Source organism: Nitrospirota bacterium (assembly GCA_016194305.1).
Classification (GTDB): domain Bacteria; phylum Nitrospirota; class Nitrospiria; order JACQBW01; family JACQBW01; genus JACQBW01.
The window spans coordinates 1-25730 of sequence record JACQBW010000017.1 but is presented as its reverse complement, the minus strand read 5'-3'; the positions used below and the strand labels follow the sequence as shown (position 1 = coordinate 25730).

Genomic DNA, 25730 nt, shown 5'->3' with positions numbered 1-25730 from the left:
TACAAATTCCCTGAATGTATTATTATTTCCTATCAAGACCGCGGTTTCTTCATTTCGATACTTGAGGTCCTGCGGAGCGGCTCCGATCGAACTGAAGGGGAAAAATTTGCAATTTTCTCCGATCTCCGTCATGCCGTCAATCACACAGTGCGATCCAATTGATGTTCCTTTTTTCACATGGACGGACTCCCCGATAATCGTGTAGGGACCGATTTCGACATTCTCGTCGAGTTTTGCGTTCGGATGAATAATGGCTGTCGGATGTTTGGACATGGGACTATTCATTCTCCTTTTTCTTTGTAATCATGGCCATCAATTCCGCTTCGCAGACGACCTCATTGTTGACATAACTTTTTCCCATCAACCTCCAATAGGGAGGCCGGGTTTGAATCACCTCAATGCGAATGCTCAACTGGTCCCCTGGAACCACCATTTTTCGAAATTTCGCTTTATCAATGCTCATGAAATAGACATTTCCACCCATCATTTCCGGAGCGGATTTAAAGGCAAGAATTCCCCCGACCTGAGCCATGGCTTCTATGATAAGGACACCCGGCATGATCGGTTGTCCCGGGAAATGTCCCTGAAAAAACGGCTCATTGAACGTGACATTCTTGATGCCGGTAATCTTCTTGTCAACTTCCATTTCTATGATTTGATCCACCAGAAGAAAAGGATACCGGTGAGGTAAAATATTTTGAATTTCAGCACTGTTTAGTAACATATTGCTCCTAAGACGGCTCTTTAATTTTTTCTTCTAGTTCTACAATTCTTTTTTCAAGGACCTTGACCTGCTTTTGAATTTTCGAGAGCTGATTAAGCAAGATCACAGAGCGTTTCCATTCCAGGTGCGGAACGGCCGGAAAGCCCGCAATGGTCTGATTGTCCTCAATATCATGGGTAATGCCAGACTTGCCCGCCATTTTGACATGGTTGCCTACTTTCAAATGTCCGGAAAAACCGGTTTGGCCCCCGGTCACTGCATAATCGCCAATTTTCACACTACCCGATATTCCGGTTTGTGCTGCGAAAAGTCCATGCGCTCCAATGGTCACATTGTGTCCTACATGGACCTGATCATCCAGTTTTGTCCCTTCCTTGATTCGTGTTTCTCCCAGCGCCGCCCGGTCAATTGTCACGCCTGCTCCAATTGAGACGTCATCTTCAATGACGGCAATACCTACCTGCGGAATTTTTTTATGAATGCCCTCCAGCGTCACATAACCAAACCCGTCACTGCCTATCACAGCGCCATCATGTATCGTGACCCGATTTCCGATTCTCGTTTTGTCACGAATGGAAACATTTGAATAAATTAATGCATCGTCGCCGATCACCACTTTTTTTCCGATACTCACTCCGGGAAAAAGAATGACCCGGTTTCCAAGCCGGACCCCTTCATCGATAAACACAAAGGGTGCTATAGACGGGTTTTCTCCGATAGTCACTCCTTTTAATATCTCGGATTTTGGGCTAATACCAGGAGACGGAAGGCTCATTCCTTCAAATTGGTTGACAACAAGTGTAAAGGCGTAATATGGATTGGTGACAACAATCTGAATCGCTTGCAGATTTTCGACTACGGCGGAAACGATGACACAACTTGCCCTGGAGGCCTGGACCTGAGGCAGGTATTTGGGAAACGCGAGAAAGGTTATTTCGCCTTCCTTTGCATTTTCGGCAGGCGCAAACCCGGTAATTGGAAATTCCGCATTTCCAATTACTTTACCATTAACGAGATGAGCGAGTTGGGCAACGGTATACAATAAGGAATCCTATTGTTTTATTCTATCCATCTCTTCAATGATCTTTTGGCTCAAATCCATGGATTCGGCCACATAGACCACGGTGCCAATATCCGGATTTTTATCGAGCACAATTTGATACCCCTCTTTTTCGGCCGTCTTCTTTACCACTTCTTCAAGGCTCTTATTGAATTCCTTTAACACTTCCGCTTTTTTTTCCTGAATCTCCCGATTCAGATCCACAGCTTTTTTTTGATATGCGGCCAGTTTCCTTTGAAAGACAGTCTCTTTCTCTTTCTTGGCTTCTGCACTGAGTACAGATCCTTGCCGGGTTAATTCTTCTTCCAATTTCTTGATTTCATCTTCTTCCTGGTCGACAATCTTTTGTCTCGCCTTAATATAATCTTCCAGCACTCCTTTTGCCTTCTTTCCGCTTTTCGTCGTTTCAAATATCTTAATTGCGTTAATGTATCCTATTTTCAACTCGGAAGCGAAAACTTCTCCCATTCCTAGAAAAAGGCCTGTTACCAGTATCATCAATAAAATGACGGTTTTCTTCATAAGTGACTATCTCCCATGATTGGTTAATATCTCATTAAAAAACAGATCCAATACTAAAATCAAATCTCGAACGCGATTCCGTGGGCAAAGGATAAAGATCGTAGCCCCATTCAAATCGAATGGGACCAATCTGGGGGATGACCCAACGAAGCCCAAAACCTGCTCCGTACCTAAGACCATCCAGACTGACCGTATCTCCTTCGTCAAATCCCCGCCCTGCATCAAAAAAGAAGACCCCTTTTATTTTGGCTTCCGGGACCAGTGGAAAAATAAACTCGGTGTTAAAAACCAACGACTTGCTTGCAGGGATAATCGAGCCGTCCAGTCCGAGCGGCCCTGCTTTTCCGTAATCAAATCCCCTTACCGTATTCATCCCGCCCACGATAAAGCCTTCAAAAAGGGCCGAGAAACCGCTCATATCCCGAATATACCCCGCTTGCCCATGAAGAGAGAGGACGGTATCCCAAAAAAGATTAAAATATCGGCTGGAATCTGCAACGACCTTATAAAACTGCTCGTTTCCGCCCAATTCCCTTCCGGCATAGGTCAAGGCTATCGAATTTCTCCCTCCGGTTTTGGGATCGAAAAAAAAATCCCGGGTATCATAGGACAATCCAAGTCCCAAACTGCTTGAAACGGTCTGGCCCAGGGCAGATACCGACAAGATTCGATCTGGTGCGGTATATAAAACATTAAAAAAATCAATATATTGATACGTATAGCTTAAGTTTCCATTTAAATATTCTCCAAACGATTTTCCGACTCCCAGAGAGCCCCCCACTTTTCTTTCATAGTAGGAAATGTAATTTTGCTCCAGATGAAAAAGATTAATTGATCCCGAAATCGGCTGATCGTTAATATACGGTTCGCGAAAGGTTATATCATAGATGGTACTTCGTCCTCCCAGTTGGGCTCTCGCTTTTAACAATTCTCCCCTTCCCAAAAAATTCCCTTGGGAGATTTCAAACATGCCGATCAAATGATCCACAGAGCTATACCCTCCGCCCACGCTGATTTGACCCGTCGATTTTTCCTTAACTTTTATATGAAGGTCCATGAGGTTTTCGGAGACACGTTCGGGAGAGATTTCCAAATTTTCAAAAAATCCAAGATTGCGTACCCGTTCATAACTTCTTTTGAGCGCCTTGGTGTTAAAAGTATCCTGTTCATCCAGACGGAGTTCTCTTCGAATGACCTTGTCCCGGGTTTTATCATTCCCCGAAATCTCAATATTTCGAATTGTCGTCAGTTTTCCTTCCGAAATCTCAAGATGAATATCCACTTTTTTATTTTCATTGTCCGTCACAAACTGGGGGTTCGCATTAAAAAAAGCATATCCCTTTTCGCCATAAAAATCGGTCAAATTTGAAATATCCTGACGAAGAATATCTCTTTTGAAAATCTCGTTTTCCCTGGTCTTTATTTTTTGCAGTATCTCATCCTGGTTAAAAAGGATATTTCCCGATGTCGAGACTTTCCGAATGGTGAATTGCGGACCTTCTGTTATGGTATATTTCACGTGAAACCATTTTTTGTCTGTTGATAATGTGAGCTCGGGCGCTCCCGCTTGAACCATGAGGTAACCATTATTGAGATAAAGTTCTTTGATCCGTTCTGCATCGTTCTGGCCCTCTTCCGATTTATAAACGCCACGATCAGTCAGCCAGGAAGTCAGCCAGAAATATTCTTTAAGCTCAATCGTATTTTTCAATTTCTTGTCACTGAACACTTTATTCCCTTCAAAGGAAATAGTCTTAATTTCGGTTTTGTTCCCTTCCTTGATATAAAAGGAGAGATTAATTTGCCGGGGGTCCAGCTTTTCAATCACCGGAACAATCTCGATATTATAGTATCCTTCCCCCTTGTAATATTGAGTCAGCTTTTCCTGATAAGATTTGATCTGCGCCAGGTCGATAAAAGATTCTTTTTTGACAGGCACTTTCTCTTTGATCGTGTCACTCTTGATTTTCTCATTCCCGATATAAGTCACTTCTTTCAAAATCGGCTTTTCGATGACTCCGATAATCAGCTTGATGCCACCTTCGAATCCCGCTGTGTCAATCCGGACATCTTCAAAATATCCAAGCTTGTACAGGTTCTTGATTTCCGACCGAATCATATCGGTTGAGAAACGATCTCCCTCTTTCACGATTAACTTTCCTCGAATCGTCGAGGCCTCAATTTTCTTATTTCCGCGAATTTCAATGACTTTGATGTAAATTGCCTGGTCGGCAGTCATGGACTTGTCCGAACCGGCGCCCCAGGCCCTATTATCTGGAATAAGTAAAATCAGTAAGATTCCAAAATTGACGAGGATGAAATAAAGAACGATTTTTCCCAACGACTCCACTTTCAGAAGAGAGCAAGAAGTATCATAAACGGCGTATGGTAACATGTTTTATTTCAGGATGTAAATAAAATTTGGGTTAATAGAGAACCTCTGCAGAGGCTTCGTCGTGTATCCTGATTATTTTTCAATGATGAAATGTCGATCGGCAAAACTGTAATAACTTTCCTGACCGATGATGATATGGTCCAGGACAGGGATTCCAAGGAGTTGGCCTGCCTGTACTAAATTTCGGGTAAGACGGGTATCTTCCTGGCTCGGCTCCGGATCGCCACTGGGATGATTGTGAATCAAGATAATTGCGGCAGAGGATTCCCTGATCGCTTTGTTAAAAACTTCGCGCGGATGAACCACGGTCTGATTCAGGCTTCCTCTCGAAATTTCAATATCTCGGATCAGCCTGTTCTTGGTATCGAGCAAGACGATTTTAAATATCTCCACTTTAAGTGACGAAAATTCTGGATAAAAATAGGCGAAAAGGTCCTGACTCGACAAGAAGCGTCCCTTTTGCTCTTTCTTGTTCGAGAGTGCCCTTTTACCTAATTCGATTGCAGCCAGGATCTGTGCCCCTTTGCATGGACCAATGCCTTCCATTTCGCAGAGCTCTTCAACGGAGGCCTGAGAAAGGGTCTTGAGTCCCTTAAAGTGATTCAGGACTCTAATAGCGATTTCAACAGCTGTCTTGCCCTTTTTCCCCATTCGGATAACAATGGCCAACAACTGGGCGTCAGAAAGCGTTCCAACCCCCTCGTCAATGAGTCTCTTCCTCGGCCGCTCCGATTCAGGCCAGGACGGGATGCCCTTTTTATTGCCAGTTTCTTGAATCATTCTGCTCAGTATTTGGACAAAATGTACCCTAATTGAGCACATTCTATTTTAAATTTAGATCTAAATATTATTTAAAATTAATGAAATCAATGAATTATGTAGATTGACAAAAAATGGTATATAAAATGCATAAATTGTCATTGATCGAGAAATTAAATCTTTAAATGTGAAGGAGTAATCATGAAATGTCCGAAATGTGAAGGTTTGATGTTCCTGGAAAGACTCTCTGATTTCTTTCTTACTTTTTATGCCTGGAAATGTGTCAATTGCGGTGCAATTATGGATCGTACGATTCTAAATAATCGAAAGAAAAGCAATATTTTTGTCAATGATCTGGTTTCAGTCGGTGAAGAGAAGGAAGAGTCTTAAAAAGACCTTCCATTTCAATCATGCGTGAATTCGAGTCGTTCAATTTTCAGGACAACTCAATCTGAATCGAACACTTCGAGCGGCCTGGTTGACCAGAATCCCTCCTACAGTCAATTCAAGATTTTCGCAGTTCTTTTGCAGAATCTTTTGAAATAGAAGTAGTCCCGAAACCTCCCCACCCGGGGGGAGGAGAACAGCTTTCATCATAGCCCGCTTGATATTTTCAATATCTTCCTTCTGCTGATCATAAGGTTTATCTAACAAAACAATCGAATTTGCATCCGTATCACCGCTCTTGTAATAATGATAGGCCTCTTCTTCGCTAAAAACCCGGAATTCTCTATTTTCGCTATTCTTCAAGAAAGTCTGTTCAGGTGTCCATTGAACGGGATCTGAGGAATCGTTACGAAATTGAATTTCTATCGCGGTAAAATGGGATGTAAAATCAAAAAGATATTTTTCCCGGTCTTTTGATTCAAACTCCGAAGTGTAGATGGGTCTGATCTGAACTTTAACCTCCTTGCCTGAATTCCCCTCATTTCCCGGAATCTCATTGGGTACCAGGTAAACCGAACGGTCGGCACAGGCAAAAAATGTGAAAGAAACCCCGAGTGCGAGAACAAAAAGGCAAAATAGTGCGCTTATCCTTCGATAAAACTCATTCAGCGTGCATCGATTCATTTTGAACTATTCCTCCATATCTGTCTGATTATATTTTCTTCGGAAAGCATTGTCAAAACATAATCAGGAGACTATATTGAAAGGTCAGCAATCAAGGTTTAATCCTTTTATTGAGTTTCAAGATGATCAGAATATCTGGCGGTAAGAAAAGAGGACGGCATCTCTTCACACTGGACGATCCGGACTTGCGTCCCACATCCGGAAAGGTCAGGGAGGCGCTTTTCAATATTTTGGGAGAAAAAATAAATGGCGTCCAGTTCCTCGATCTATTTGCCGGTTCCGGTCTGGTAGGAATTGAAGCATTGAGCCGTGGTGCCGCCCACTGCACCTTTATTGAGAAAGACTTCCGTCATTTTAAACTTCTCCAGAAAAATATTGAACGGATCCAATTCCAAAATGACGCCACACTGATCGAAATCGATGCCTTGAAATTTGTAAAAGGCCCATCACAATTCGACCTGGTCTTTGTCGATCCTCCCTATGCCTCAAAACTCCTTGAAAAGATATTGCCTGCCCTGGGAGGGAGTGATATGATAGAAAAAGGGGGAATGATCATCGTAGAACATTTCAAAAAACTGACATTGGATCCCATTTATGGCCGTTTTTCTCTCTTAAAGAGTTATGCTTACGGCGATACCTTTTTGTCGATTTACCACGCGTCAGAAAAAGGGAATTCATGAAACTGGGAATTTACCCCGGCACTTTTGATCCGATTACCAATGGACACGTCGATCTCGTAAAAAGAAGTCTGGCCCTTTTCGAAAAAGTCGTTGTCGCTATTGCTCCCAGCCCGCATAAACATCCCCTTTTCGGGGTAAAAGATCGCCTTGAAATGATCAAGGAATCGCTCAAGGGATTTACCCGCGTTGAAGTCGAGGTCTTTGACGGTCTATTGGTTGACTATGTCAAAAAGAAGGAAGCCGTCGCAATCATTCGCGGATTGCGAGCCGTCTCCGACTTTGAATATGAATTACAGATGGCACTTATGAATCGTAAACTTGATTCCCAGATTGAGACGGTCTTTTTGATGCCGAGCGAGGAATATTCCTACCTCACGTCTACGATTGTCAAGGGAGTCGCCCAATATGGAGGAAATGTCAGCGAACTGGTCCCTCCCGTTGTGTTAGAACATTTTCAAAAAAACATGAGAAAGAAATCAACATGAAGCTTGCGTCACGCCTATCAAGAATTAAGCCTTCCGCAACGCTCGCAATGACGGTTAAAGCAAAGTCGCTGGCTTCACAGGGAATTCCGATTATCGATTTCGGCGTGGGAGAGCCTGATTTTGATACCCCAGACCTCATTAAAGAGAGCGGCATCGAAGCAATTAGAAGCGGTTTTACGAAGTATACTCCTCCTGGCGGTATGGAGGCATTGAAGTCCGCGATCTTGCAAAAAATATACGAAGAAAAGAATCTCTCCTATGAAAAGAATGAAGTGATCGTCTCATGCGGAGCAAAGCATTCTCTCTATAACATTGCCCAAGCCCTCTTTGAGAAGGAAGATGAAGTGATTATTCCTGCTCCTTACTGGGTTTCCTATCCGGATCAGATTATGATTAACGAAGGAACTGCGGTGATTGTGCCCACGCGCGAGGAAAATGGATTTATACTTGAGGCGGCGGAACTGGAAAAAGCCATCACATCAAAAACGAAAGCAGTGATTCTGAACACCCCATCTAATCCGACCGGCGCCGCTTATTCAAAGAAAAACCTGGAGGAGGTTGCCGAAATCGTCCTAAAACACAAAATTCTGGTCATTTTTGACGAAATTTATGAAAAGATTGTATATGACGGATATAAACATTTCAATATTGTTTCGCTCTGCCCTGAATTAAAATCTTTAACTCTTTCAGTCAGTGGTGTCTCCAAAGCGTATTCGATGACCGGATGGAGAATCGGTTACACTGTCGGGCCGAAAGAAATTATTAAGGCCATGGAAATGATCCAGGGACAAAGCACCTCCAACCCAACCTCCATTTCGCAAAAGGCCTCGATCACAGCTCTGGAAAGCGGGGATCCCTTTACTGAGAAAATGGTCGTAGAATTTGATCGAAGGCGAAAGTTTATTGTTGAACGGCTCAATAAAATAAAAGGGGTTTCTTGTTTCCTTCCGAAGGGGGCTTTTTACGCGTTTCCTAACATTTCATCTTATTTTGGAAAAATGGGCCCAGCTGGAATTATTAAGGATTCGATTGATCTCTCAACCTATCTTCTGGAAACAGCGCACGTTGCGGTTGTGGCCGGAGAACCGTTTGGAGACGACCGGTATATCCGACTCTCTTATGCGACGGGAATCGACCGGATCAAAATGGGCCTCGATCAGATTGAAGGAGCCTTGCAAAAACTGAAATAAAATTTGTCGGTCAGAATTTCCTCACCCAACTTAACCATGAAACAACTTTACAGGTTCATAAAGGAGAAAAGAAAAAGCATTGCCCATCTATGAATACGAATGTGAAAAATGCAGTCATCGGTTTGAACTGATTCAGAAATTCAGTGATGCCCCGATTCTTGAATGTCCAAAATGTCAAGGCTTGGTTAGAAAAATCATCTCTACGCCCGGGATTCTCTTTAAAGGGTCGGGATGGTATGTAACAGATTACTCGAAGAAACTTAAAAATCCTGTGGAAGAGAGTAAACCGAAGCCGGATAGCGCCGAAAAGAAATCTCCTGAACCAGCTGGATCCTCTAAAGAAGGAACATCTCCTGCTCCTGCTGCTCCGACACCTTCGGAAAAGAAGAGCGATTCTCCGGTCAAGCCATCCAAATCAGAATAGCCGGGGGCGAATCGGTTCCCCCCGGCTATTTATGCCTATGATTTTTTAAGAGGAGATTTTTTGGAAGGCTCCTTGACCGCTTCCGCAGGGGGAGGAGGTGTCACTGGATAAGGTGGCGCTAGGTAATCCATCGGAATATTTTCGACTTTCTTGTCCTTGAAACTCATGACAAAAACAGTTAAAGCAGTCGCATCTTCATCGGTCAGATGAAAATTGGGCATGATGGTGGGAGGCTGGGGTGGAGTCGCAAGAGGATTTCCAGGCGTGATTTTTTGCGGATCTTTAAAATGTTCCCATTCCCAGTTCTTCATCGATTTAACGGGATTTACAACATGGTGAAAATCATGAACGAGATGAAATGCGAGTTCAGTCCGCGTACCAAAAGCGGATAGTTCAGGCGCCAGGATCCCGGAAAACCCCATTGCCTTGATCGTATGGCATCCTCCGCATCCTTTTTGCATCACCAGAGCCTTTCCCTGCATCAGAACCGGGGCCTCTTTAAAATTGACATCCGGTTTATAGATATCCGTATGGCATTTCGAACAGGAAGAGTATACAAAAATGCCCGTAAGGGGCTGACGATCGACATGTTCGACAAATCCATGGGTTTGCTCGACCGAGTTTGCCTGAGGATCTCCCTGATGACAAATGGTACACCCGAACTTCTCAAAAGGGTGTTTTCTCATGAACTCCCCATCGTTCATAAACGGATGGGCTTTAAACGGCTGTTTGGCATCCGTAAAATACTTCGTGTTTGAAACCCCCATATGGCAGGTCATGCATCGATCTATCCGGTTTAAGACATTGTTCCAGGTCTGTTTGAGCGTGAGGGGTTGCATCGCCAACTTGGGATCGCCTGCCTTTTCAGCCAACATCACATTGTACGCAAGCTGATATGTTTTCCACTCCGGGTTTTCTTCCTTATAGGCGGCAAACGCAAGCATTCCGAACATCAGCAAGCTCAGAATGGCAAAGAGGATGGTATTCCTATACATGATCTATTGATCTCCCTTTTTCTTGAAGGTTCTTTCCTGCCAGATTTGAAGACCGATAAAAAGAAGAGTGATCAATATCGTTCCGACCAATAAAAACATTCCAACCCAGAATCGTTGCATAACGTCTCCTTTTCAGAAGTGGAAATTAAATTTTAAAAAATGGCGTGACCAGAAGGTATTTGATATTAAAAACAAGACGGAGTACGATTTTAATGGGCACCCCCATCTGCGTCAAAAACAGAAACATGGTGAGGTTGTAACGGACAAACCCAAGTGCATTATAAAATTTCCGGAAGAAAATGAAAGGGATGGTCATGCCGATTACAAAATATCCAATCAAGGTTCCGTACGCTATCCCTTGCGCGGCCGCTTTACTTAAACCCCACTGGGTCAGAATCACTGAATAATCGATCAGGGAAACGCCGGATGGCGGTTTATGTGCTTCCCAGTCGTCCCAGGGCCAGTACCATTGCCAGTCGAGTCCGCGCATGTAAACGCCGACTATGATCATGATATACCAGAGACCGAGTCCGAAAGCAAAATTCCAGACTGCAAATTTCCGGTTGGTATAATTATATTCCCCGACCCCCTTGGGATTAATGTCAATGTAGGGAACAAGAATCAAACCGACGATAATAAAGGTCGGTAACACCACCCCGGCAAGCCAGGGGTCAAAAAAGACCAGTAACTCCTGAAGCCCGAGAAAATACCAGGGAGCTTTCATCGGATTAGGAGTGGTATCGGGACTCGCCATCTCTTCAAGAGGGGCTCCCGAGTACATCGAAAGTCCGATAAGAATAACCGAAGAAAGCAGAATGGCAATCAGTTCGATAAAAAGGAGATTTGGCCAGGTAAATACCGTAGTCTCAGGTTCCTTGTCGGTAATGGGGGAAGTCCCTCGAACGAGTTCGACCAGCCCGTAGCTTTTTTTTGGGTTCTTGGGGAAAATTTCATGTTTGGTTTCTATGGCCATCTGATTGCCTCAAATTTTATTAAAGTCAGTTTATGATTTAAAGGGGACCCGAAAAACCGTCCTTTCTGATTCTCCAGAAATGAACCACGAGAAAAAGGGTCGCCAGCAAAGGCAACCCGACGCAATGCAACACATAAAATCGAAGAAGGGTGCTCTGACCGACGACTGTTCCGCCCAGCAGCATGAATCGAATGTCATTGTCGACCCGCATTCCCATCTCTTTACCAAATGGTCCCGAATACCCAATGACGGGAGAAGCCTCTGCCATTTTGGATCCGACGGTTACGGCCCAAAGCGCTAACTGATCCCATGGGAGCAAATATCCGGTCCAGCTGAGTAAAAGCGTCAGCACGAGCAACAGGACGCCAACCACCCAGTTAAACTCTCTCGGGGGTTTGTATGCCCCGGTTAAAAAGACGCGTGTCATATGAAGCCACACGAGAAAGACCATCGCATGAGCACCCCATCGATGAAGATTACGCATGAGATTTCCGAAGTAGATTGCGTATTGCAAATCTTTAATATTTTGATATGCACTGCGGGTATCCGGCACATAATAAAACATTAAAAACACGCCGGTGATCGTCAAAAGAATAAACATAAAAAAAGTCAGTCCACCCAAACACCAGGTATACCGGATCCGAAGTGCGCTTTTTCGAACTTTTACCGGATGGAGATGCAAAAGGACGTTTGTGAACATAACCAGGGCGCGATTGGTATCCGTATCGGGATAACCATGGCGAAAAATGGATTTCCATACCTGGGTCTCTACAATCTTGTTTTTAAGATTTTCAAAAAAATCTGCCATGCTTTATCTCCATGAAAAGCAAACTTAAATTAATGATGTACCCTCTGACATGCTATGCGCTTTTGATAAAATAGGGAGCGACTTCCCTCGGCGCTTCTTCAACGATCAATCCATTTGCGGTGGATTCGGGATCGGGGTCTTGCCGGCTCAAGAAATTCACAATGACCTGATTGTCGACAGGGTCGGTGGAAACGGAGGCTCTCCAGAGAGTTCGGGGGGCTGGGCCTCCACGCACATTTCCATAAATATCATAAATACTTCCATGACAGGGACATCTGAATCTCTGTTGGTCAGGAAACCAGTTTGGGGTACAACCGAGATGCCGGCAGATTGAAACCAGGACATAAAGGCCCCGTTCATTTCGAACGACCCAGATTTGTCTCTCTTTTTTCAATCGTTCGTCAACCCCCATCCCAAAGTCGGTCACCTTCCCGATTTTGAATACCGTTGGAGGCTCATAAAGAACAGTGGGAAACATGAATTTATAAGTTCCTACCGCAGAACCCCCCATCGACGCCAAAAGTCCTCCCCATCCGATGAGGTTAAAAAACCTCCTCCGGCTCATTTCCTCGGAATTTTTTCCTTTCTTTTTATCTTCAGTGCTCATGAAAAGTGACCTCCGTGGTATATTCAAGATGTTCCATGGTAATTGCCCGTGTGGGACAACGCTTGGCACAATAACCGCAACGGATACAAACATTGCCGTCCCAGATCATGGCAGTTCCCAATTTTTCCAGTTTGACCTCCGAATTCGTTTTTTCGGTATCCAGCGAAACCTCATAAAAATTCTCGATGGCCTTCTTGATAGGCTGGGTCTGTTCCATTTGAGTTAAGGGAACCATCTTTAAGGCATATTCGGGGCAGATATCCACGCAACCGCCGCAAAGAATACAAAGGTCTCCGTTAAAGATCGGATTGACGTGACATTTCAAGCAGCGGATTCCCTGATCCACCGCTGTTTTTTCCTGGTAGGAAAGCTCAGCAAGCTCAAAATTCGATGCTCTTTTGGAAGGGACTAAGAGGGCCGGGTTTTCTCGGGGAATTTTTGACCAATTATCGGGCATGACGTGATCCCTCACTCCGTCACCGATCAGAGTCGAAACCCCTTTTTTCAGAATTTCCACCTTTTTCCCGCTCAAATAGGAGTGGGCTGCCATCGCGGCTTTTTGACCCCCCGCAATCGCTTCAATAAAAATTCTCGGTCCGGTTACCACGTCCCCGACAGCAAAGACACCGGGAACGTTTGTCGACATATCTGGATTGACGAGAATTGTTCCTCCCCGTCCAATTTTAAAACCAGGTCCCTGCGGAAGAAATGAAACGTCAGAAGCCTGACCAATTGAAGCAATAATGGTATCTGCTTCAAGAATCCATTCGCTGTTTTCCTCAAATTTGGGACTAAACCTCCTCTGATCGTCGAAGAGAGACTTGACTTTAATACATTCCAGACCGGTCACCTTTCCATTATTACCGACTGCCCTTTTTGGACCATTGGCAGGATGAAAAATGATCCCTTCGTCCACCGCATCTTCGATTTCCATCGGATCGGCAGGCATCTGTTCCCAGTTCTCAAGGCAGACGACATGAACCTCTTTGGGTCCCAATCGGACTGCTGTCCGGCAACAGTCCATCGCAACATTGCCTCCGCCGATAATGACCACCTTTTCTCCCAGATCTATCTTTTCATGTTCCAGATAAACTCTTTTCAGGAAAGTCAAACCTTCCATAAAACCCGGAAGCTGGTGTCCCTCAATCTGCAGCGGTCTGGGGAGCCAGCAGCCGACCGCAATAACAACCGCTTTATATTCTTGTTGAATTTCTTCAAAAGTAATATCTTTACCGACCCGGGTGTTGAGACGGACTTCCATGCCCATACTGATAATCGCATCGATTTCCGCACGGATCAGCGGCCTGGGAAGCCGATATTCAGGAACCAGATAAAACATTCCTCCTAGATAATTGTTGCTTTCAAAAATGGTGACCCGGTAACCTAAACGGGCCAAATCGTGAGCGGCAGTCAATCCTCCGGCGCCCGATCCAATGATCGCAACTTTTTCACCAGTATTGATGCCGTATGGCCTTCCAGGTGCAGTAGAATATTTAAGGGTCTTTGCAGGGTCTTTGACGGTTTCAACGCCATATTTTTCGGTGACAAAACGTTTTAACGCCCGAATCGAAATAGGTCTGTCGACATTCCCTTTATTACAGGCTGTTTCGCAGGGCGCATTGCAAACCCAACCGCAGATTGAAGCAAAAGGGTTGGGTCCCCTTGCGATCGCATAGGCTTTTTCGAATTCACCCAGGCCGATGGCCTGCACATATGCGCCGGCATCCGTTCCAACCGGACAGGCATCGCGGCACTCTACTTCTTTGGCAAAGAACTCAACTCCAGGGACATCGATCTTGTATTTCTCATTCTCTGAAGAATTCATTACGCTTCAAGCTCCCAGGGTAATACGGTTATTTAAGCTTCTCCATTCGTCGCTGCTGAACTATTCTGATCAATAAAAAAAAGATTCCGCCGCCAAACAGAACTGCGGCCACAAGACTCCATTTTTTGTCTTTTTTCGTATTTAAGACTTCAGGAAACTCAAGATTGACTTCGCTCTTCCTTTCAGTCTTTTTGTCCTCCGGGTTAAAATTGACTTTAATCGACTGGATGATTGTTCCCGCAGAGATTCGAATCTCATCTCCCAGGTTACTGTTGTGAAGATGAAGAAGGACTTCATAATATCCTTTCTCATCTGTAAAGACAGTATTCCCCTCCCCTGTCAGGGTATCAGAAACCATGACTTTAATATTGGATTGCGGGAGTCCAGAAGAGTTTTTGATTACTCCATAAACCGTGAACCGGTGATCCGTCTCATGAGTCGCCAGACCTGTTTTAGCATCCGCGAGAACCAAAGTCAGGATCAGAAAAAACAACCCAAAATGTATCTTGAAAAAATGAATCAAAAACAACCTATGATCACGACAAAGCCTTCTAAAAACGCCCCTATTTTGACAGCCAAGTTTCAATATGGGACCCAAATTTCAAAAATGAAACAAGGTTCGTTTGATATAACATAGGGAAATTTTAATGTCAAATTCTTTTTTTAATCAGGTGTTTCGGACAATTTTTCCTAAGTTTTTGTTTTTTCGCCCTTTTTAATATGATAAAATCCAAAATCAGTTGCAGAAACTCCCTGGCAGGAAGTCAAGCGACGGTTCAGATTTGAAACAGTACTCCCGTTCGTTATTTTAGAACCGACTATGAATAAAAACATGATTAAGAAGATTGGAATTATCGCCAAACCAGCCGTTCCTGGAATAAAAAAGATCGTTGAAGAGCTCCTGAAATGGCTATTGGAAAAGGATAAAATAGTCTATCTCGATCGCGAGAGCGCGGCCCATCTCACGGGTGTATCAAATGGATTTAAATCCCCTCTGGTTCCACAAGAAATGGATTTAATGATTGTACTGGGAGGTGATGGCACTCTTCTTTCCGTTGCGCGGCTCATTGAAGGCCGCCAAGTTCCAATTTTGGGGGTGAATCTCGGAGGACTCGGATTTTTGACGGAGATCAATATTGAGGAGCTTTATCCCACGCTGGAAAAATTATTTCAAAATGAATTTACGGTCGATGAAAGAATTATGTTGAAAACGGAAGTTCACCGCCAGGGAAAAGAAATCGCACAATCCCACGTTCTCAACGATGTCATTATCAATAAGGGAACACTTGCCAAGATGATTAAACTGGAGGTCTACTCCAACGGGCAGTTTCTCTCCTCCCTAAGGGGAGATGGCATGATCGTTTCTACTCCCACCGGTTCGACGGCTTATTCACTTTCTGCCGGGGGACCGATCCTTTTCCCTTCGGTCGACGCAATCATCCTGACACCCATCTGTCCTCACACACTAACCCAGAGACCGATTGTGATCCCGTCGCAGATGAAACTCGAAATCATTCTGAAGTCGAAAGAAGAAGGGGCGATGGTCACGTTTGATGGACAGGTCGGATTCTCTTTGAGACTTGAAGATCAGCTTCACATCGAGACCAGCCAGGGTAAAACACAGCTGATCCGGTCACCCGGACTCAGTTATTTCGAGGTATTGAGGGATAAGCTGCATTGGGGCGAAGGAAAGAACCGGTAAGTCTGAACGCAAATAAGATGCCAGCTGCTGTGTACTCGTCGTTCGGTAATCCTCATGTACGACTCATGTACACTCCGGTTACCTCACTCCTGCGGCCTTGCATCTGACCTCTTCTATACGTTCAGATATCTTATTGCTTCATTATTTTTGAAACGGTGTGACCAGGTTGGCGAGTCGTGCGATCATCTCCTGAGGAAGCCTTTTTATCTTTCCGTTTTCTCCGACCGCAACAAGTTTTGTCGACCCTTCCACGATGAGGCGCCCGCTCTTCTTTTCGAAAACCTGGTAACTAAAATCCAGAACCGTCCGGGTCGCTTCCGTCAAGCTCGTATTCACTTCAAGAAAATCCCTGTACCTGGCCGGTGAGCGATAAAATATTTCCGCATGAACAACGGTAAATACGTAACCTTCGCTCATTATTTTCTCAAGAAAAAAATCCGCTTTTTCCAAAAGGTCGGTTCTACCCCGCTCGAAATATTTCAAATAGTTTGCATAATACACCACACCGCCACAGTCTGTATCTTCATAAAACACACTCACTTCCATCGTTCGTCGTTCCTCCTGATGAATACACAAATCAATTGCGATTAATTTCCAAAAAGTCCCCTGAAAAAAGAACTGTTTCCGCTTCCGCCCAATCCGGTCAGGTCCACCGCGAAAGAGATCTGGTTTCGATCCGGAAACTGAACGAATCCCAGTGTCATTCCCCAACAGTTCGCCAAATACCGAATTCCGTAATCTCCCTCCGACAAGATCCCGTTCTGAGAATCAAAATACAATTTTGTCGCTACCGTCAACTGGGAAGTCAGGTGAATTCTAAGGCTGGAGGTCCAATACCGGATCGGAAGAGGCTGGCTCTGGAGCAGGCCGAGTGAGAGCGGATTGAAGATATCTCCTTTCTGAGGTATGACTCCGGACTTGGAAAACCGTTCACCCAGCGCCAGATCCCAAACGCCCGGCGAATCAAACCATAAGTCTCCGTTAAACATATCGACCGATCCGCTGTAAAAATTATAGAAACTGTCGGTTTTTAATTTCATTCCGTAGAAGAGCGCCTTCATTTCACTCCTTAAATCGGAAAACCTCCCCTCCGTGGGATTGACCAGATAGCTATCGGTTAACTTAAAATAAAAAACCTCCTCCTTTCTGATCAATCGATTGGTGAGTGAATAAGTGAACAGGTTCTTGTCAGGGATCAGGTCAATGTTGTCCATAAAAGGGATATTCGTTTGGTCCACCGGGGGGACATATTCATAGCTCAGAGACGATTCGATCACATGGGTCAAAGGGTCTTCACCGGGATAGACTCTGCTCAGACTGCTGTCGTATCCGATGCCATAATCGCTCACAGTTCTCTCAATCATACTCTCGTCCCTGATTCCCCGGGAATAGACAGTCTTTCGCAATCCGGCTCGGGGAGTGAGAATGCCAAGGTGCGGAAGCGGAATTTCATCCGTTAACCGGAAGTAGATGTCCCCTCTCCCCACTCTTAAACCCGCTTCCTGATAGAAATAGGTTGCGGTTGAACTTAAATCAAAATAAAGGGGGGTCGAGAAAACGGGTGATGTGTGAAACGCATATCCGATTTCGGGAAGTTTTTGAATGGTCAAATCCGATTGGGTACTCAAGTCCCGCGTAAACCGCGTCAATAGATAAGCCGTTTGATTATCCCATTTGCCGGAGAGGTAGATATTGGACTCCACGCTCCGCTGGCTGATATCCGATGTTGCAATGGAAAGATCTTTGAAATAGGACTGGTCGCTGACATAATTCAGGTTTATTCGGGTATTCACATGTTCTGAAAATGTCTGAATATGCTGATACCGAATCTCCGACCGGTCACTTCCAGAAAGGACATCCTTGAAATAGCGGGTGAAGAGCGTGCCGCCCGAAGAGGCGCTGTTCACATATCGATATTCAACATTGCTTCCAGTTCCCCTCAGCGATCGATAATCAAGAGAGAGTGTCAAATCCTGATTTTGAGCGAATGCCCAGTAATAGGGTTGAAGAATTCCGATTCCGTCCGAGCTGTTATAGGAGACCTGGGGGATTAAAAATCCGCTCTGCCGTTCTTTGGTAATGGGAATATACAAATAGGGAGAATAGAGCACCGGAATATTCTTGATTTCGAAGAAAACATTCCGGCCTTTAACATATTTTTCTTCGTTAATCAGGAGAAGGGTCGATCGAATTCTCCAGGGACTTGAAGGAGGTTTGTCGGCATATTGATTGCACTCGCATGTCGTCACGGTTGCATCACTGACCCGAAATTCCTTCGGACCGGTTTTTCTAATTTCGTTTCCATCCACATGGTAATGCTCAATCCCGAAGATCAAATGTCCCCGATAGACGACGCCTGTTTCCTGCTTGATGTTTAAAATCATCTTTTCGGCTCTAATCTGGTTGTTTTCCTCAACCATCAGAACATCTCCGGTAATAGCCATGTCGCCCGTTTCCTGATTGTATTCAACCGAACGGCCCGTAATGACCCGTTTGCCTTGAATAATTTTGAGATGGCCTTCAGCCTTATAAATACCGGTCTCTTTTATAAACTCGAGCTGGTCCGCCTCAAGGTTTATCGGTTCATTCGTCATTGATTTTAGTCTGGTTTCCGAGAAACCTTTCGGACAAAACGAAAGAAGAAAAATGACGAAGCAAATAATTGAACAGAAGGAAGGGCTGTGTTTAACCATGCAGCGGGACGTCTATATGAATCCCTTCTAATATTGCTTTGGCTTCACCGATGGTATAAAGCGATCCGGTCAGACAGATTTGATCCCCTTTTTCAGCATGGCTTTTCAGATAACGAAATACATCGAAAAGAGAATTGATCAGATGAAACCGTTTGAAAGTGGGGGGAAGTGTACGCAGAAGTTCGCCGGGCGTGGCGGCTCGTGAATAAGACGCCTGAGTGAGAATGATTTCATCGGCCCAGGGAATGAGTCTCTCTCCAATTCCCCAAATATCCTTGTCTTTCATGATTCCCAAAACCAGGTATCGTCTCCCCGTTTGAGGGAGAGATGTGAGAAAACGGGCAAGATTCGAAGCACCCGCTGGATTGTGCGCCCCATCCAGCAAGATGAGTGGCACAGATTGAACTATTTCAATTCTCCCCGGCCATCGAACTTGCAACAGGCCTTTTCTTTTAGCCGATTCCGGGTGGGGGAATCCTTTGAGATTCAAGAGTTCAAGGGCCGCAAGTGCAAGGGAAGCATTTCTTCTCTGATGTTCTCCCAATAAGGGGATCACGAAATTCAAATTGCTTTGATGGATACCGTGATAATCCAGGGAATTGGCAAAACAGTCTTCTCTATGTTGTGTATGGTAATTAAAATCGACTCCAAGACGATAGATGGGCGCTTCCATTGCTTTCGCGGTTTTCTGAACGAGTCCAAGAACCGGTTCCTCGGAAATTCCCGTAACGACCGGGACTCCCTTTTTAATAATTCCTGCTTTTTCATATCCAATTTCAAGAAGCGTGTTTCCCAAATATTCCTGATGGTCGAAATCGACATTGGTCAATATCGATAATTCGGGTGTAATGACATTGGTTGAGTCCAGCCGTCCTCCGAGACCCACTTCAATAACCGCGATTTCGACCTTTTGTTCTAAAAAATAAAGGAAAGCCAATCCGGTTACAAATTCAAAAAAGGTCGGAAGATTCGCTTGTTCATTTTTGAGCAGATCTTGAATTTTTCGGGTCAGACGGACCACGTCTGCCTGAGGAATTGGGAATGAGTTAACCGAAATTCTTTCGGAAAAATCGATGAGATGAGGAGAAGTATAAAGTCCGACCCGATATCCCGCCTGGTAGAGAACCCAGGCCACCATGGCCGAAGTCGACCCTTTGCCGTTTGTCCCGCCCACATGGACTGTCTTGATATATTTGTGGGGATTCCCGAGAAGAACTAAAAAGTCGATCATGGATGAAAGGCCGAATTTCATCCCTTTTAGTTGCAGGTTGTACAGGAATTGGAGCGCTTCTTGGTAAACCATGATACTCTGCGCAAATCACTGATAGAAGGTTGTATTTATTGGAAATAGGCGATGAGCTGGCCAAGCGTCTCTTTAAGATTCTTCCTCTCTACAATCATGTCGAGCATCCCATGTTCCATCAGGAATTCCGATCGTTGAAATCCTTCCGGAAGCTGTTGTTTGAGAGTCTGTTCAATGACACGAGGACCCGTAAATCCGATGAGTGCTTTAGGTTCTGCAATATGAATATCACCCAACATGGAAAAACTGGCTGTAACGCCTCCAAAGGTGGGATCGGTCAATATCGAGATAAAGGGGACGCCAGACTCATGAAGCTTTGCAACCGCCGCGGAGGTTTTGACCATCTGCATCAGGGAATAGATTCCTTCCTGCATTCTTGCTCCTCCGGAAGAGCTGACGATTATCAAGGGAAGCCTTGTCGCGACGGATCGCTCTGCCGATCGAACAATCTTTTCACCCACGACACAACCCATGCTTCCGCCCATAAAACTGAAATTAAAACAGCCAAAAATAACGGGTTGACCGACAATTAAACCGTCTCCATATACGTAACTGTCTTTTTGTCCGGTTTTTTCCTGGTAAAGTTTGAGGCGGTCGCGGTACCTGGACACATCTTTAAAATTGAGGGGATCAGTCGATTCCAGAGAAAAATCGAGCTCTTTAAAGCTATTTTCATCCAAAATCAACGCAATGCGTTCTTCCACAGAAATCGGAAAGTGATAATCGCATTTCGGACAGACGTGAAAATTCTTGCCGAGCTCTTTTCGATAGATTAATTCGCGGCAATTGTTACATTTGACCCAGAGGCCTTCCGGGATCTTAACTCTTTTGCTTTCTGAAGGCTCAAGCCGGTTGGTTCTTTTAAACCACGCCATACCTTTTTACTCTCCCGAAGATCATTTGGTAACCATCTTATATCTGATCGTTGAGAAGAGGACAGTTGCCAGGCCGCAGGAACGATGCATACGGAGCGTACTTAATTCGTACGTGAGTAATGCCGAGTGACGAGAACGCCGCAAATGACCTCTTATCGACGATTCAGCGTAATATTAGGTGCCCATTTCCCATGAGGCGAGATACTTCTCCTGCTCCCTGGTCAGCTTGTCGATCCTGATTCCAAGTCCTTCCAGTTTAAGACGCGCAATCTCCTTATCGATGTCTTTTGGAACAGAATAGACTTTCTTTTCCAGCTTGGAAGCGTTTTTAACCATATATTCTGCCGACAGGGCCTGGTTCGCGAAACTCATATCCATCACCGAGGAAGGGTGCCCTTCGGCTGAGGCGAGATTAATAAGTCTTCCTTCTCCCAGCAGATTGATCCGGCGTCCGCTCTGAAGAGTATATTCATCGACAAAGTCGCGAATTTGCCTCTTTTTCTTAGACAATTTTTCCAATACCGGAATGTCGATTTCAACGTTGAAATGGCCTGAATTGGCAATAATCGCGCCGTCCTTCATGGTCATAAAATGTTCTTTCCGAAGTACATTAATATCTCCCGTTACGGTACAAAAGAAATCTCCAAGGGAGGCCGCCTCGGACATCGGCATGACGCGATAACCATCCATCACTGCTTCGAGCGCCTTCAGAGGATCAATCTCGGTCACGATGACGCTGGCACCCAGACCATGGGCCCGCATAGCCAGTCCTCTGCCACACCAGCCATATCCGGCAACGACAAAAACAGATCCCGCTACGAGCCGGTTGGTCGCCCGGAGAAATCCATCGAGGGTGCTCTGTCCCGTGCCGTACCGATTGTCAAACATATGTTTTGTTTCAGCGTCATTGACTGAAATGACAGGAAATTTCAGTACCTTTTTGTCCGCCATACTTCTCAACCGGATCACACCCGTCGTCGTTTCTTCGGTTCCTCCTACGACATGTTTCAGAAGCTCCGGCCTTTCCGAATGAAGGGTTGAAACCAGGTCTGCACCGTCATCCATCGTGATCGCGGGACGATGATTAAGCGCCGCCTGAATATGGCCGTAATAAGTTTTGTTATCCTCCCCTTTGATCGCAAAGGTGGGGATTCCGAAATGACCCACCAGCGCAGCGGCGACATCATCCTGGGTACTCAAGGGATTGGAAGCGCAGATCAAGACCTCCGCACCGCCTATCTTAAGCGTTTCCATTAGATTGGCAGTTTCTGTCGTCACATGAAGGCATGCTGAGACTTTCAAACCACTCAAGGGTTTCTCTTTTTTAAATCTCTTTTTAATTAACCGGAGCACGGGCATATTCTGTTCAGCCCATTCGATCCGCAATTTCCCTTTTTCAGCCAACTTAATATCTTTGATATCATAATCCATTGAGAAATCCCTCTAATTATTAAATCTGTTGAATTGCTGTATTGGGAAAGACCAGTCCCCAAAAAAAAATTGAAAGCAAGCTAGTCCCTGTTATAGTCCCGCGGCCTTTTTTATCGTATCAGCAAGATCGGTTCTCTCCCAGGTAAATTCCGGTTCAGTCCTTCCAAAATGACCGTAAGCAGCCGTCTTTTTGTAAATGGGTCTTCGCAATCTTAAATGATCGATCATCCCTTTCGGCGTCAGGGGGAAGAATTCGCGGACCAATCTCGTAATTTTATCCTGGGGAAATTCCGAAGTGCCAAACGTATCGACCAGAATCGAAACCGGTTCGGCTACGCCTATGGCATAGGCCAGTTGAACTTCACATTTTTCGGCAATGCCTGCTGCAATCAGGTTTTTGGCGACATATCTTGCCATATAGCAGGCTGACCGGTCGACTTTCGAAGGGTCTTTTCCTGAAAAAGCTCCGCCTCCGTGACGGCCTGCTCCGCCGTAGGTATCGACAATAATCTTTCTTCCGGTCAATCCGGTATCTCCCATCGGACCTCCGGTCACAAACCTGCCGGTCGGATTGATATGATAGATGATTTTCTTCTTGTCTATCAATTCCGCTGGAATGGTCGGTTTAATCACCTGTTCCAAAATCGCTTCGCGAAGGACTTCGGTCTTGACTTCGGGAGAGTGCTGGGTCGAAATCACCACGGTATTGACATAGCGCGGTTTCCCGTCGAGATATTCAATCGTGACCTGGGATTTTCCGTCAGGTCGCAAAAAATCGAGTGTATTGTTTTTTCTCAGTTCGGTCAGCTTCCGGGTCAGTTTATGGGCGAGCAAAATGGGCATTGGCATCAGCTCCGGAGTTTCATTTGTCGCATATCCAAACATCAGTCCCTGATCCCCGGCACCACCGGTATCCACTCCCATGGCAATATCGGGTGACTGATTATGGATCGAAGTCATCACACTGCACGTTTCGTAGTCAAATCCATATTTGGCCCGGGTGTAGCCGATATTCTTGATGGTCTCCCGAACAACATCCGGAATTTCAACGTAACAGGAAGTGGTGATCTCTCCCGCAACAAAGGCAAGCCCTGTCGTCAAAAGTGTTTCACAAGCCACCCGGCAGGTCGGATCCTGGGCAATGATCGCGTCAAGAACAGCGTCAGAAATCTGGTCGGCAATTTTATCGGGATGGCCTTCGGTGACAGATTCAGAGGTAAAAAGATGGTTCAGTTTGCTCATAAATTGCTCCTTTTTCAAAAAAAAACCCTATGCAAAAAGCACAGGGTTTTCAACTCTGGACTATTTAGCACTTTTTTTTGGTGGTTGCAATTGATCTAAATCATTCCACCGAATTGCTTAATCTCAGAAAACTTTCTTTCTTTGAAATTTCGTAAAATTAAGCTAGAAGTACCATGATCATCATCCTTGGATGATATCGAAATACAAATACCGTGTCAAGCCAATAACGGGATTATTTTTTATTGAAACTACGTTCATAAAGCAGTACATACCACGCTTCTTCTTCGTCAATCGTGCTTCCGATCATCGGGATCATTGCGGTTCCGGGACTCCCATTTTTAATGATCCAATAGAGCTCGCCGTCCGTCCTTGCGGCATGGAATGCCGGATTGGTAAAATTCCTGGGAGAAGGTTCCAGACCTGCAGCGGCGGTACCGTCCCCTTTTCCTTCTTTTCCATGACAGACATAGCAAGTCCCTTTGCCATTGTAGATCTCTTTTCCCTTGGCGATATTTTCCGGAGTTTCCGCGATGGGACTCTTGGCCTCTTTCACTTTCGGGAGGAGATCCTTCGGCACGCGCGCAAGGAGCGGATCGCGTTCGGTAGACGTAGCAATGGAACATGGAAAAATTATTGTTAATATAATTACGAACACAAGATAGAACCTTTGAATTGTCATAGTTAATCCTTTAGAAACTTATAAGATGATTCGTCACTTTAATCTATTGTAACGCCCCAACAGTAACAATGAAACTGGGAGATTGACTCGTTCCAGCACTCAAGGGATCTAGATCTACAGTAGAGGGACTCATCGAACTCAAGTTTCCATTTGTGCCAATTGAAAATTGAGAAACAGTGTTATTGGCGGCATTAGTTGCGTAAACATATTTGCCTGATGGGTCGACCGTAACCGAGGTCGGGGAACCTTGAGTGTCCGCTGTAGGCGAACTCATAGGGACCGCACTTCCATCACTTGCAATCGTATATTGCGAAAGCGTACCGCTTAGACTGCCGGCGCTGCCTCCGATATTGGCCACATAAACATATTTACCGGTTGGATCCACGGCAATGGAATACGGATTTGTGCCTGCCGTCGCAGTTGTGGTGACGCTCGTCGGGAGACTTCCCTGCAACCCAATAGTATACTGTGACACGTCATAGCTGCCACAGCTTCCACAATAATTTGCAACATAAACATATTTGTTCGTGGGATCAATCGAAATTGCCCAAGGAGTTGTCCCTGATGGAACCACAGGTGTGGTCATCGGAGTAAGACTCCCATCCAACGAGGAAATTATAAACTGAGAAACAGTGTTATCGGATGAATTGACTACATAAAGATACTGACCTGATAGGTCGACCGCAAGTGATTGGGGATTTATCCCGGCAGAGATCGTTGGAGTTGACATTGCAGTAAGAGATCCATCAGATTGAATAGAGTATTGTGATACATTTCCAATATCTGTCGTAGTATCGACGCCATGATTTGCTACATAGAGATATTTTCCGGACGGATCAACCGCAACTGATATCGGTTCCGATCCAGCAGAGATCGTTGGAGTTAACATTGCGGTAAGAGATCCATCAGTTCCGATTGTAAATTGCGAAATGTTATTGGTGCCTGAGTTACTGACGTATGCATATTTATCTGATGGAACCACTGCTATAGACGTAGGTTGGGCCGATGCCAACCCGATCGGGTCCGAAGAAATATAAGTCACATAAGTCAGCTTTCCGCTGGTTGCATCAATGGTCAGTTCAGAAATGGTTCCACTTGCTAGATTTGCAACATAAACATATTTGGGAACTATTTTCTTTGCAGGAGGTGTAACCGGTGCCGCGGCACCGCCTCCTCCACCACTGCAACTTGCCAGAACAAGAAATAGAAGAAGAATGACATGAATACTACGATTGGGTTTCATAACCTATGTTCTCCAAAATTTACGATCCTCTGCTCCCGAGGAGC

The 25730-nt window shown here is 45.0% G+C and carries 27 protein-coding genes; 6 read left to right on the top strand and 21 right to left on the bottom strand.

Translation table 11 applies throughout. From position 1 onward, the window contains the following. From HY200_06540 to radC, 6 genes are all read right to left on the bottom strand, one after another. Positions 1 to 273 (bottom strand): acyl-[acyl-carrier-protein]--UDP-N-acetylglucosamine O-acyltransferase (locus HY200_06540; protein MBI3594602.1); only part of this gene is annotated, 273 nt, incomplete at its 3' end. Between the two features lie 4 nt (positions 274 to 277). After that, positions 278 to 724: a 3-hydroxyacyl-ACP dehydratase FabZ gene (gene fabZ / locus HY200_06535; protein ID MBI3594601.1), complete on the bottom strand. Its 447-nt coding sequence runs from the start codon at positions 722 to 724 to the stop codon at positions 278 to 280. A gap of 7 nt (positions 725 to 731) precedes the next feature. Further along, complete coding sequence (gene lpxD, locus HY200_06530) at positions 732 to 1766, bottom strand: UDP-3-O-(3-hydroxymyristoyl)glucosamine N-acyltransferase (protein MBI3594600.1); 1035 nt, start codon at positions 1764 to 1766, stop codon at positions 732 to 734. Between the two features lie 9 nt (positions 1767 to 1775). Further along, positions 1776 to 2306, bottom strand: coding sequence for an OmpH family outer membrane protein (locus HY200_06525; GenBank protein ID MBI3594599.1), 531 nt, complete (start codon positions 2304 to 2306; stop codon positions 1776 to 1778). Between the two features lie 34 nt (positions 2307 to 2340). Then, positions 2341 to 4701 carry an outer membrane protein assembly factor BamA gene (gene bamA / locus HY200_06520; GenBank protein ID MBI3594598.1) on the bottom strand — a complete coding sequence of 787 codons (2361 nt, stop codon included), beginning with the start codon at positions 4699 to 4701 and terminating at the stop codon, positions 2341 to 2343. A 72-nt stretch (positions 4702 to 4773) separates the two neighbouring features. Continuing rightward, the gene (gene radC, locus HY200_06515) at positions 4774 to 5481 is read right to left on the bottom strand and encodes a DNA repair protein RadC (protein ID MBI3594597.1); all 708 of its coding nucleotides are present in this window, start codon (positions 5479 to 5481) and stop codon (positions 4774 to 4776) included. Positions 5482 to 5661: 180 nt separating this feature from the next. On the opposite strand from radC, the gene HY200_06510 reads away from it, so the two are divergent. Then, entirely contained in the window at positions 5662 to 5850 is a 189-nt protein-coding gene (locus HY200_06510; protein MBI3594596.1) for a hypothetical protein, read from the top strand. A gap of 39 nt (positions 5851 to 5889) precedes the next feature. On the opposite strand, the gene HY200_06505 is transcribed toward HY200_06510, so the two are convergent. Then, positions 5890 to 6531: a hypothetical protein gene (locus tag HY200_06505; protein ID MBI3594595.1), complete on the bottom strand. Its 642-nt coding sequence runs from the start codon at positions 6529 to 6531 to the stop codon at positions 5890 to 5892. 122 nt (positions 6532 to 6653) lie between these two features. On the opposite strand from HY200_06505, the gene rsmD reads away from it, so the two are divergent. The 4 genes from rsmD to HY200_06485 all read left to right on the top strand — a co-directional run bounded on the left by rsmD (position 6654) and on the right by HY200_06485 (position 9310). Next, positions 6654 to 7211, top strand: coding sequence for a 16S rRNA (guanine(966)-N(2))-methyltransferase RsmD (gene rsmD / locus HY200_06500; protein MBI3594594.1), 558 nt, complete (start codon positions 6654 to 6656; stop codon positions 7209 to 7211). Beyond that, positions 7208 to 7696, top strand: coding sequence for a pantetheine-phosphate adenylyltransferase (gene coaD, locus HY200_06495; GenBank protein ID MBI3594593.1), 489 nt, complete (start codon positions 7208 to 7210; stop codon positions 7694 to 7696). Before rsmD ends, coaD begins: the two co-directional genes overlap by 4 nt. Continuing rightward, entirely contained in the window at positions 7693 to 8886 is a 1194-nt protein-coding gene (locus HY200_06490; protein MBI3594592.1) for a pyridoxal phosphate-dependent aminotransferase, read from the top strand. Before coaD ends, HY200_06490 begins: the two co-directional genes overlap by 4 nt. 79 nt (positions 8887 to 8965) lie before the next feature. Next, complete coding sequence (locus HY200_06485; protein MBI3594591.1) at positions 8966 to 9310, top strand: zinc ribbon domain-containing protein; 345 nt, start codon at positions 8966 to 8968, stop codon at positions 9308 to 9310. A 35-nt stretch (positions 9311 to 9345) separates the two neighbouring features. On the opposite strand, the gene HY200_06480 is transcribed toward HY200_06485, so the two are convergent. From HY200_06480 to HY200_06455, 6 genes are all read right to left on the bottom strand, one after another. Further along, positions 9346 to 10305, bottom strand: a complete 960-nt coding sequence (locus HY200_06480) for a c-type cytochrome (GenBank protein MBI3594590.1) — start codon at positions 10303 to 10305, stop codon at positions 9346 to 9348. A gap of 145 nt (positions 10306 to 10450) precedes the next feature. Further along, positions 10451 to 11278, bottom strand: coding sequence for a cytochrome B6 (locus HY200_06475; protein ID MBI3594589.1), 828 nt, complete (start codon positions 11276 to 11278; stop codon positions 10451 to 10453). 37 nt (positions 11279 to 11315) lie between these two features. Then, a complete protein-coding gene (locus HY200_06470) occupies positions 11316 to 12086 on the bottom strand; it encodes a cytochrome b N-terminal domain-containing protein (GenBank protein MBI3594588.1) in 771 nt (256 codons plus the stop codon). Between the two features lie 52 nt (positions 12087 to 12138). Continuing rightward, positions 12139 to 12693: a ubiquinol-cytochrome c reductase iron-sulfur subunit gene (locus HY200_06465; GenBank protein ID MBI3594587.1), complete on the bottom strand. Its 555-nt coding sequence runs from the start codon at positions 12691 to 12693 to the stop codon at positions 12139 to 12141. Further along, positions 12683 to 14518: an FAD-dependent oxidoreductase gene (locus tag HY200_06460; GenBank protein ID MBI3594586.1), complete on the bottom strand. Its 1836-nt coding sequence runs from the start codon at positions 14516 to 14518 to the stop codon at positions 12683 to 12685. Before HY200_06460 ends, HY200_06465 begins: the two co-directional genes overlap by 11 nt. 28 nt (positions 14519 to 14546) lie before the next feature. Beyond that, entirely contained in the window at positions 14547 to 15011 is a 465-nt protein-coding gene (locus HY200_06455; protein MBI3594585.1) for a carboxypeptidase regulatory-like domain-containing protein, read from the bottom strand. A gap of 339 nt (positions 15012 to 15350) precedes the next feature. On the opposite strand from HY200_06455, the gene HY200_06450 reads away from it, so the two are divergent. After that, a complete protein-coding gene (locus tag HY200_06450) occupies positions 15351 to 16220 on the top strand; it encodes an NAD(+)/NADH kinase (GenBank protein ID MBI3594584.1) in 870 nt (289 codons plus the stop codon). Positions 16221 to 16361: 141 nt separating this feature from the next. Here HY200_06450 and HY200_06445 read toward each other — a convergent pair whose 3' ends face one another. From HY200_06445 to HY200_06410, 8 genes are all read right to left on the bottom strand, one after another. Next, positions 16362 to 16766, bottom strand: coding sequence for an acyl-CoA thioesterase (locus HY200_06445; protein MBI3594583.1), 405 nt, complete (start codon positions 16764 to 16766; stop codon positions 16362 to 16364). A 41-nt stretch (positions 16767 to 16807) separates the two neighbouring features. Next, on the bottom strand, positions 16808 to 18814 hold the full coding sequence (locus tag HY200_06440; protein MBI3594582.1) for an LPS-assembly protein LptD: 2007 nt from the start codon (positions 18812 to 18814) through the stop codon (positions 16808 to 16810). Between the two features lie 91 nt (positions 18815 to 18905). After that, positions 18906 to 20216 (bottom strand): bifunctional folylpolyglutamate synthase/dihydrofolate synthase, encoded by a 1311-nt coding sequence (locus HY200_06435; GenBank protein MBI3594581.1) that lies wholly within the window; start codon positions 20214 to 20216, stop codon positions 18906 to 18908. A 35-nt stretch (positions 20217 to 20251) separates the two neighbouring features. Continuing rightward, positions 20252 to 21091, bottom strand: coding sequence for an acetyl-CoA carboxylase carboxyltransferase subunit beta (locus HY200_06430; protein ID MBI3594580.1), 840 nt, complete (start codon positions 21089 to 21091; stop codon positions 20252 to 20254). A 174-nt stretch (positions 21092 to 21265) separates the two neighbouring features. Beyond that, entirely contained in the window at positions 21266 to 22522 is a 1257-nt protein-coding gene (locus HY200_06425) for an adenosylhomocysteinase (protein ID MBI3594579.1), read from the bottom strand. A gap of 90 nt (positions 22523 to 22612) precedes the next feature. After that, on the bottom strand, positions 22613 to 23764 hold the full coding sequence (locus HY200_06420; GenBank protein MBI3594578.1) for a methionine adenosyltransferase: 1152 nt from the start codon (positions 23762 to 23764) through the stop codon (positions 22613 to 22615). A 232-nt stretch (positions 23765 to 23996) separates the two neighbouring features. After that, positions 23997 to 24443 carry a c-type cytochrome gene (locus HY200_06415; protein ID MBI3594577.1) on the bottom strand — a complete coding sequence of 149 codons (447 nt, stop codon included), beginning with the start codon at positions 24441 to 24443 and terminating at the stop codon, positions 23997 to 23999. A gap of 43 nt (positions 24444 to 24486) precedes the next feature. Then, positions 24487 to 25686, bottom strand: a complete 1200-nt coding sequence (locus HY200_06410; GenBank protein ID MBI3594576.1) for a beta-propeller fold lactonase family protein — start codon at positions 25684 to 25686, stop codon at positions 24487 to 24489. Between the last annotated feature and the right edge of the window lie 44 nt (positions 25687 to 25730).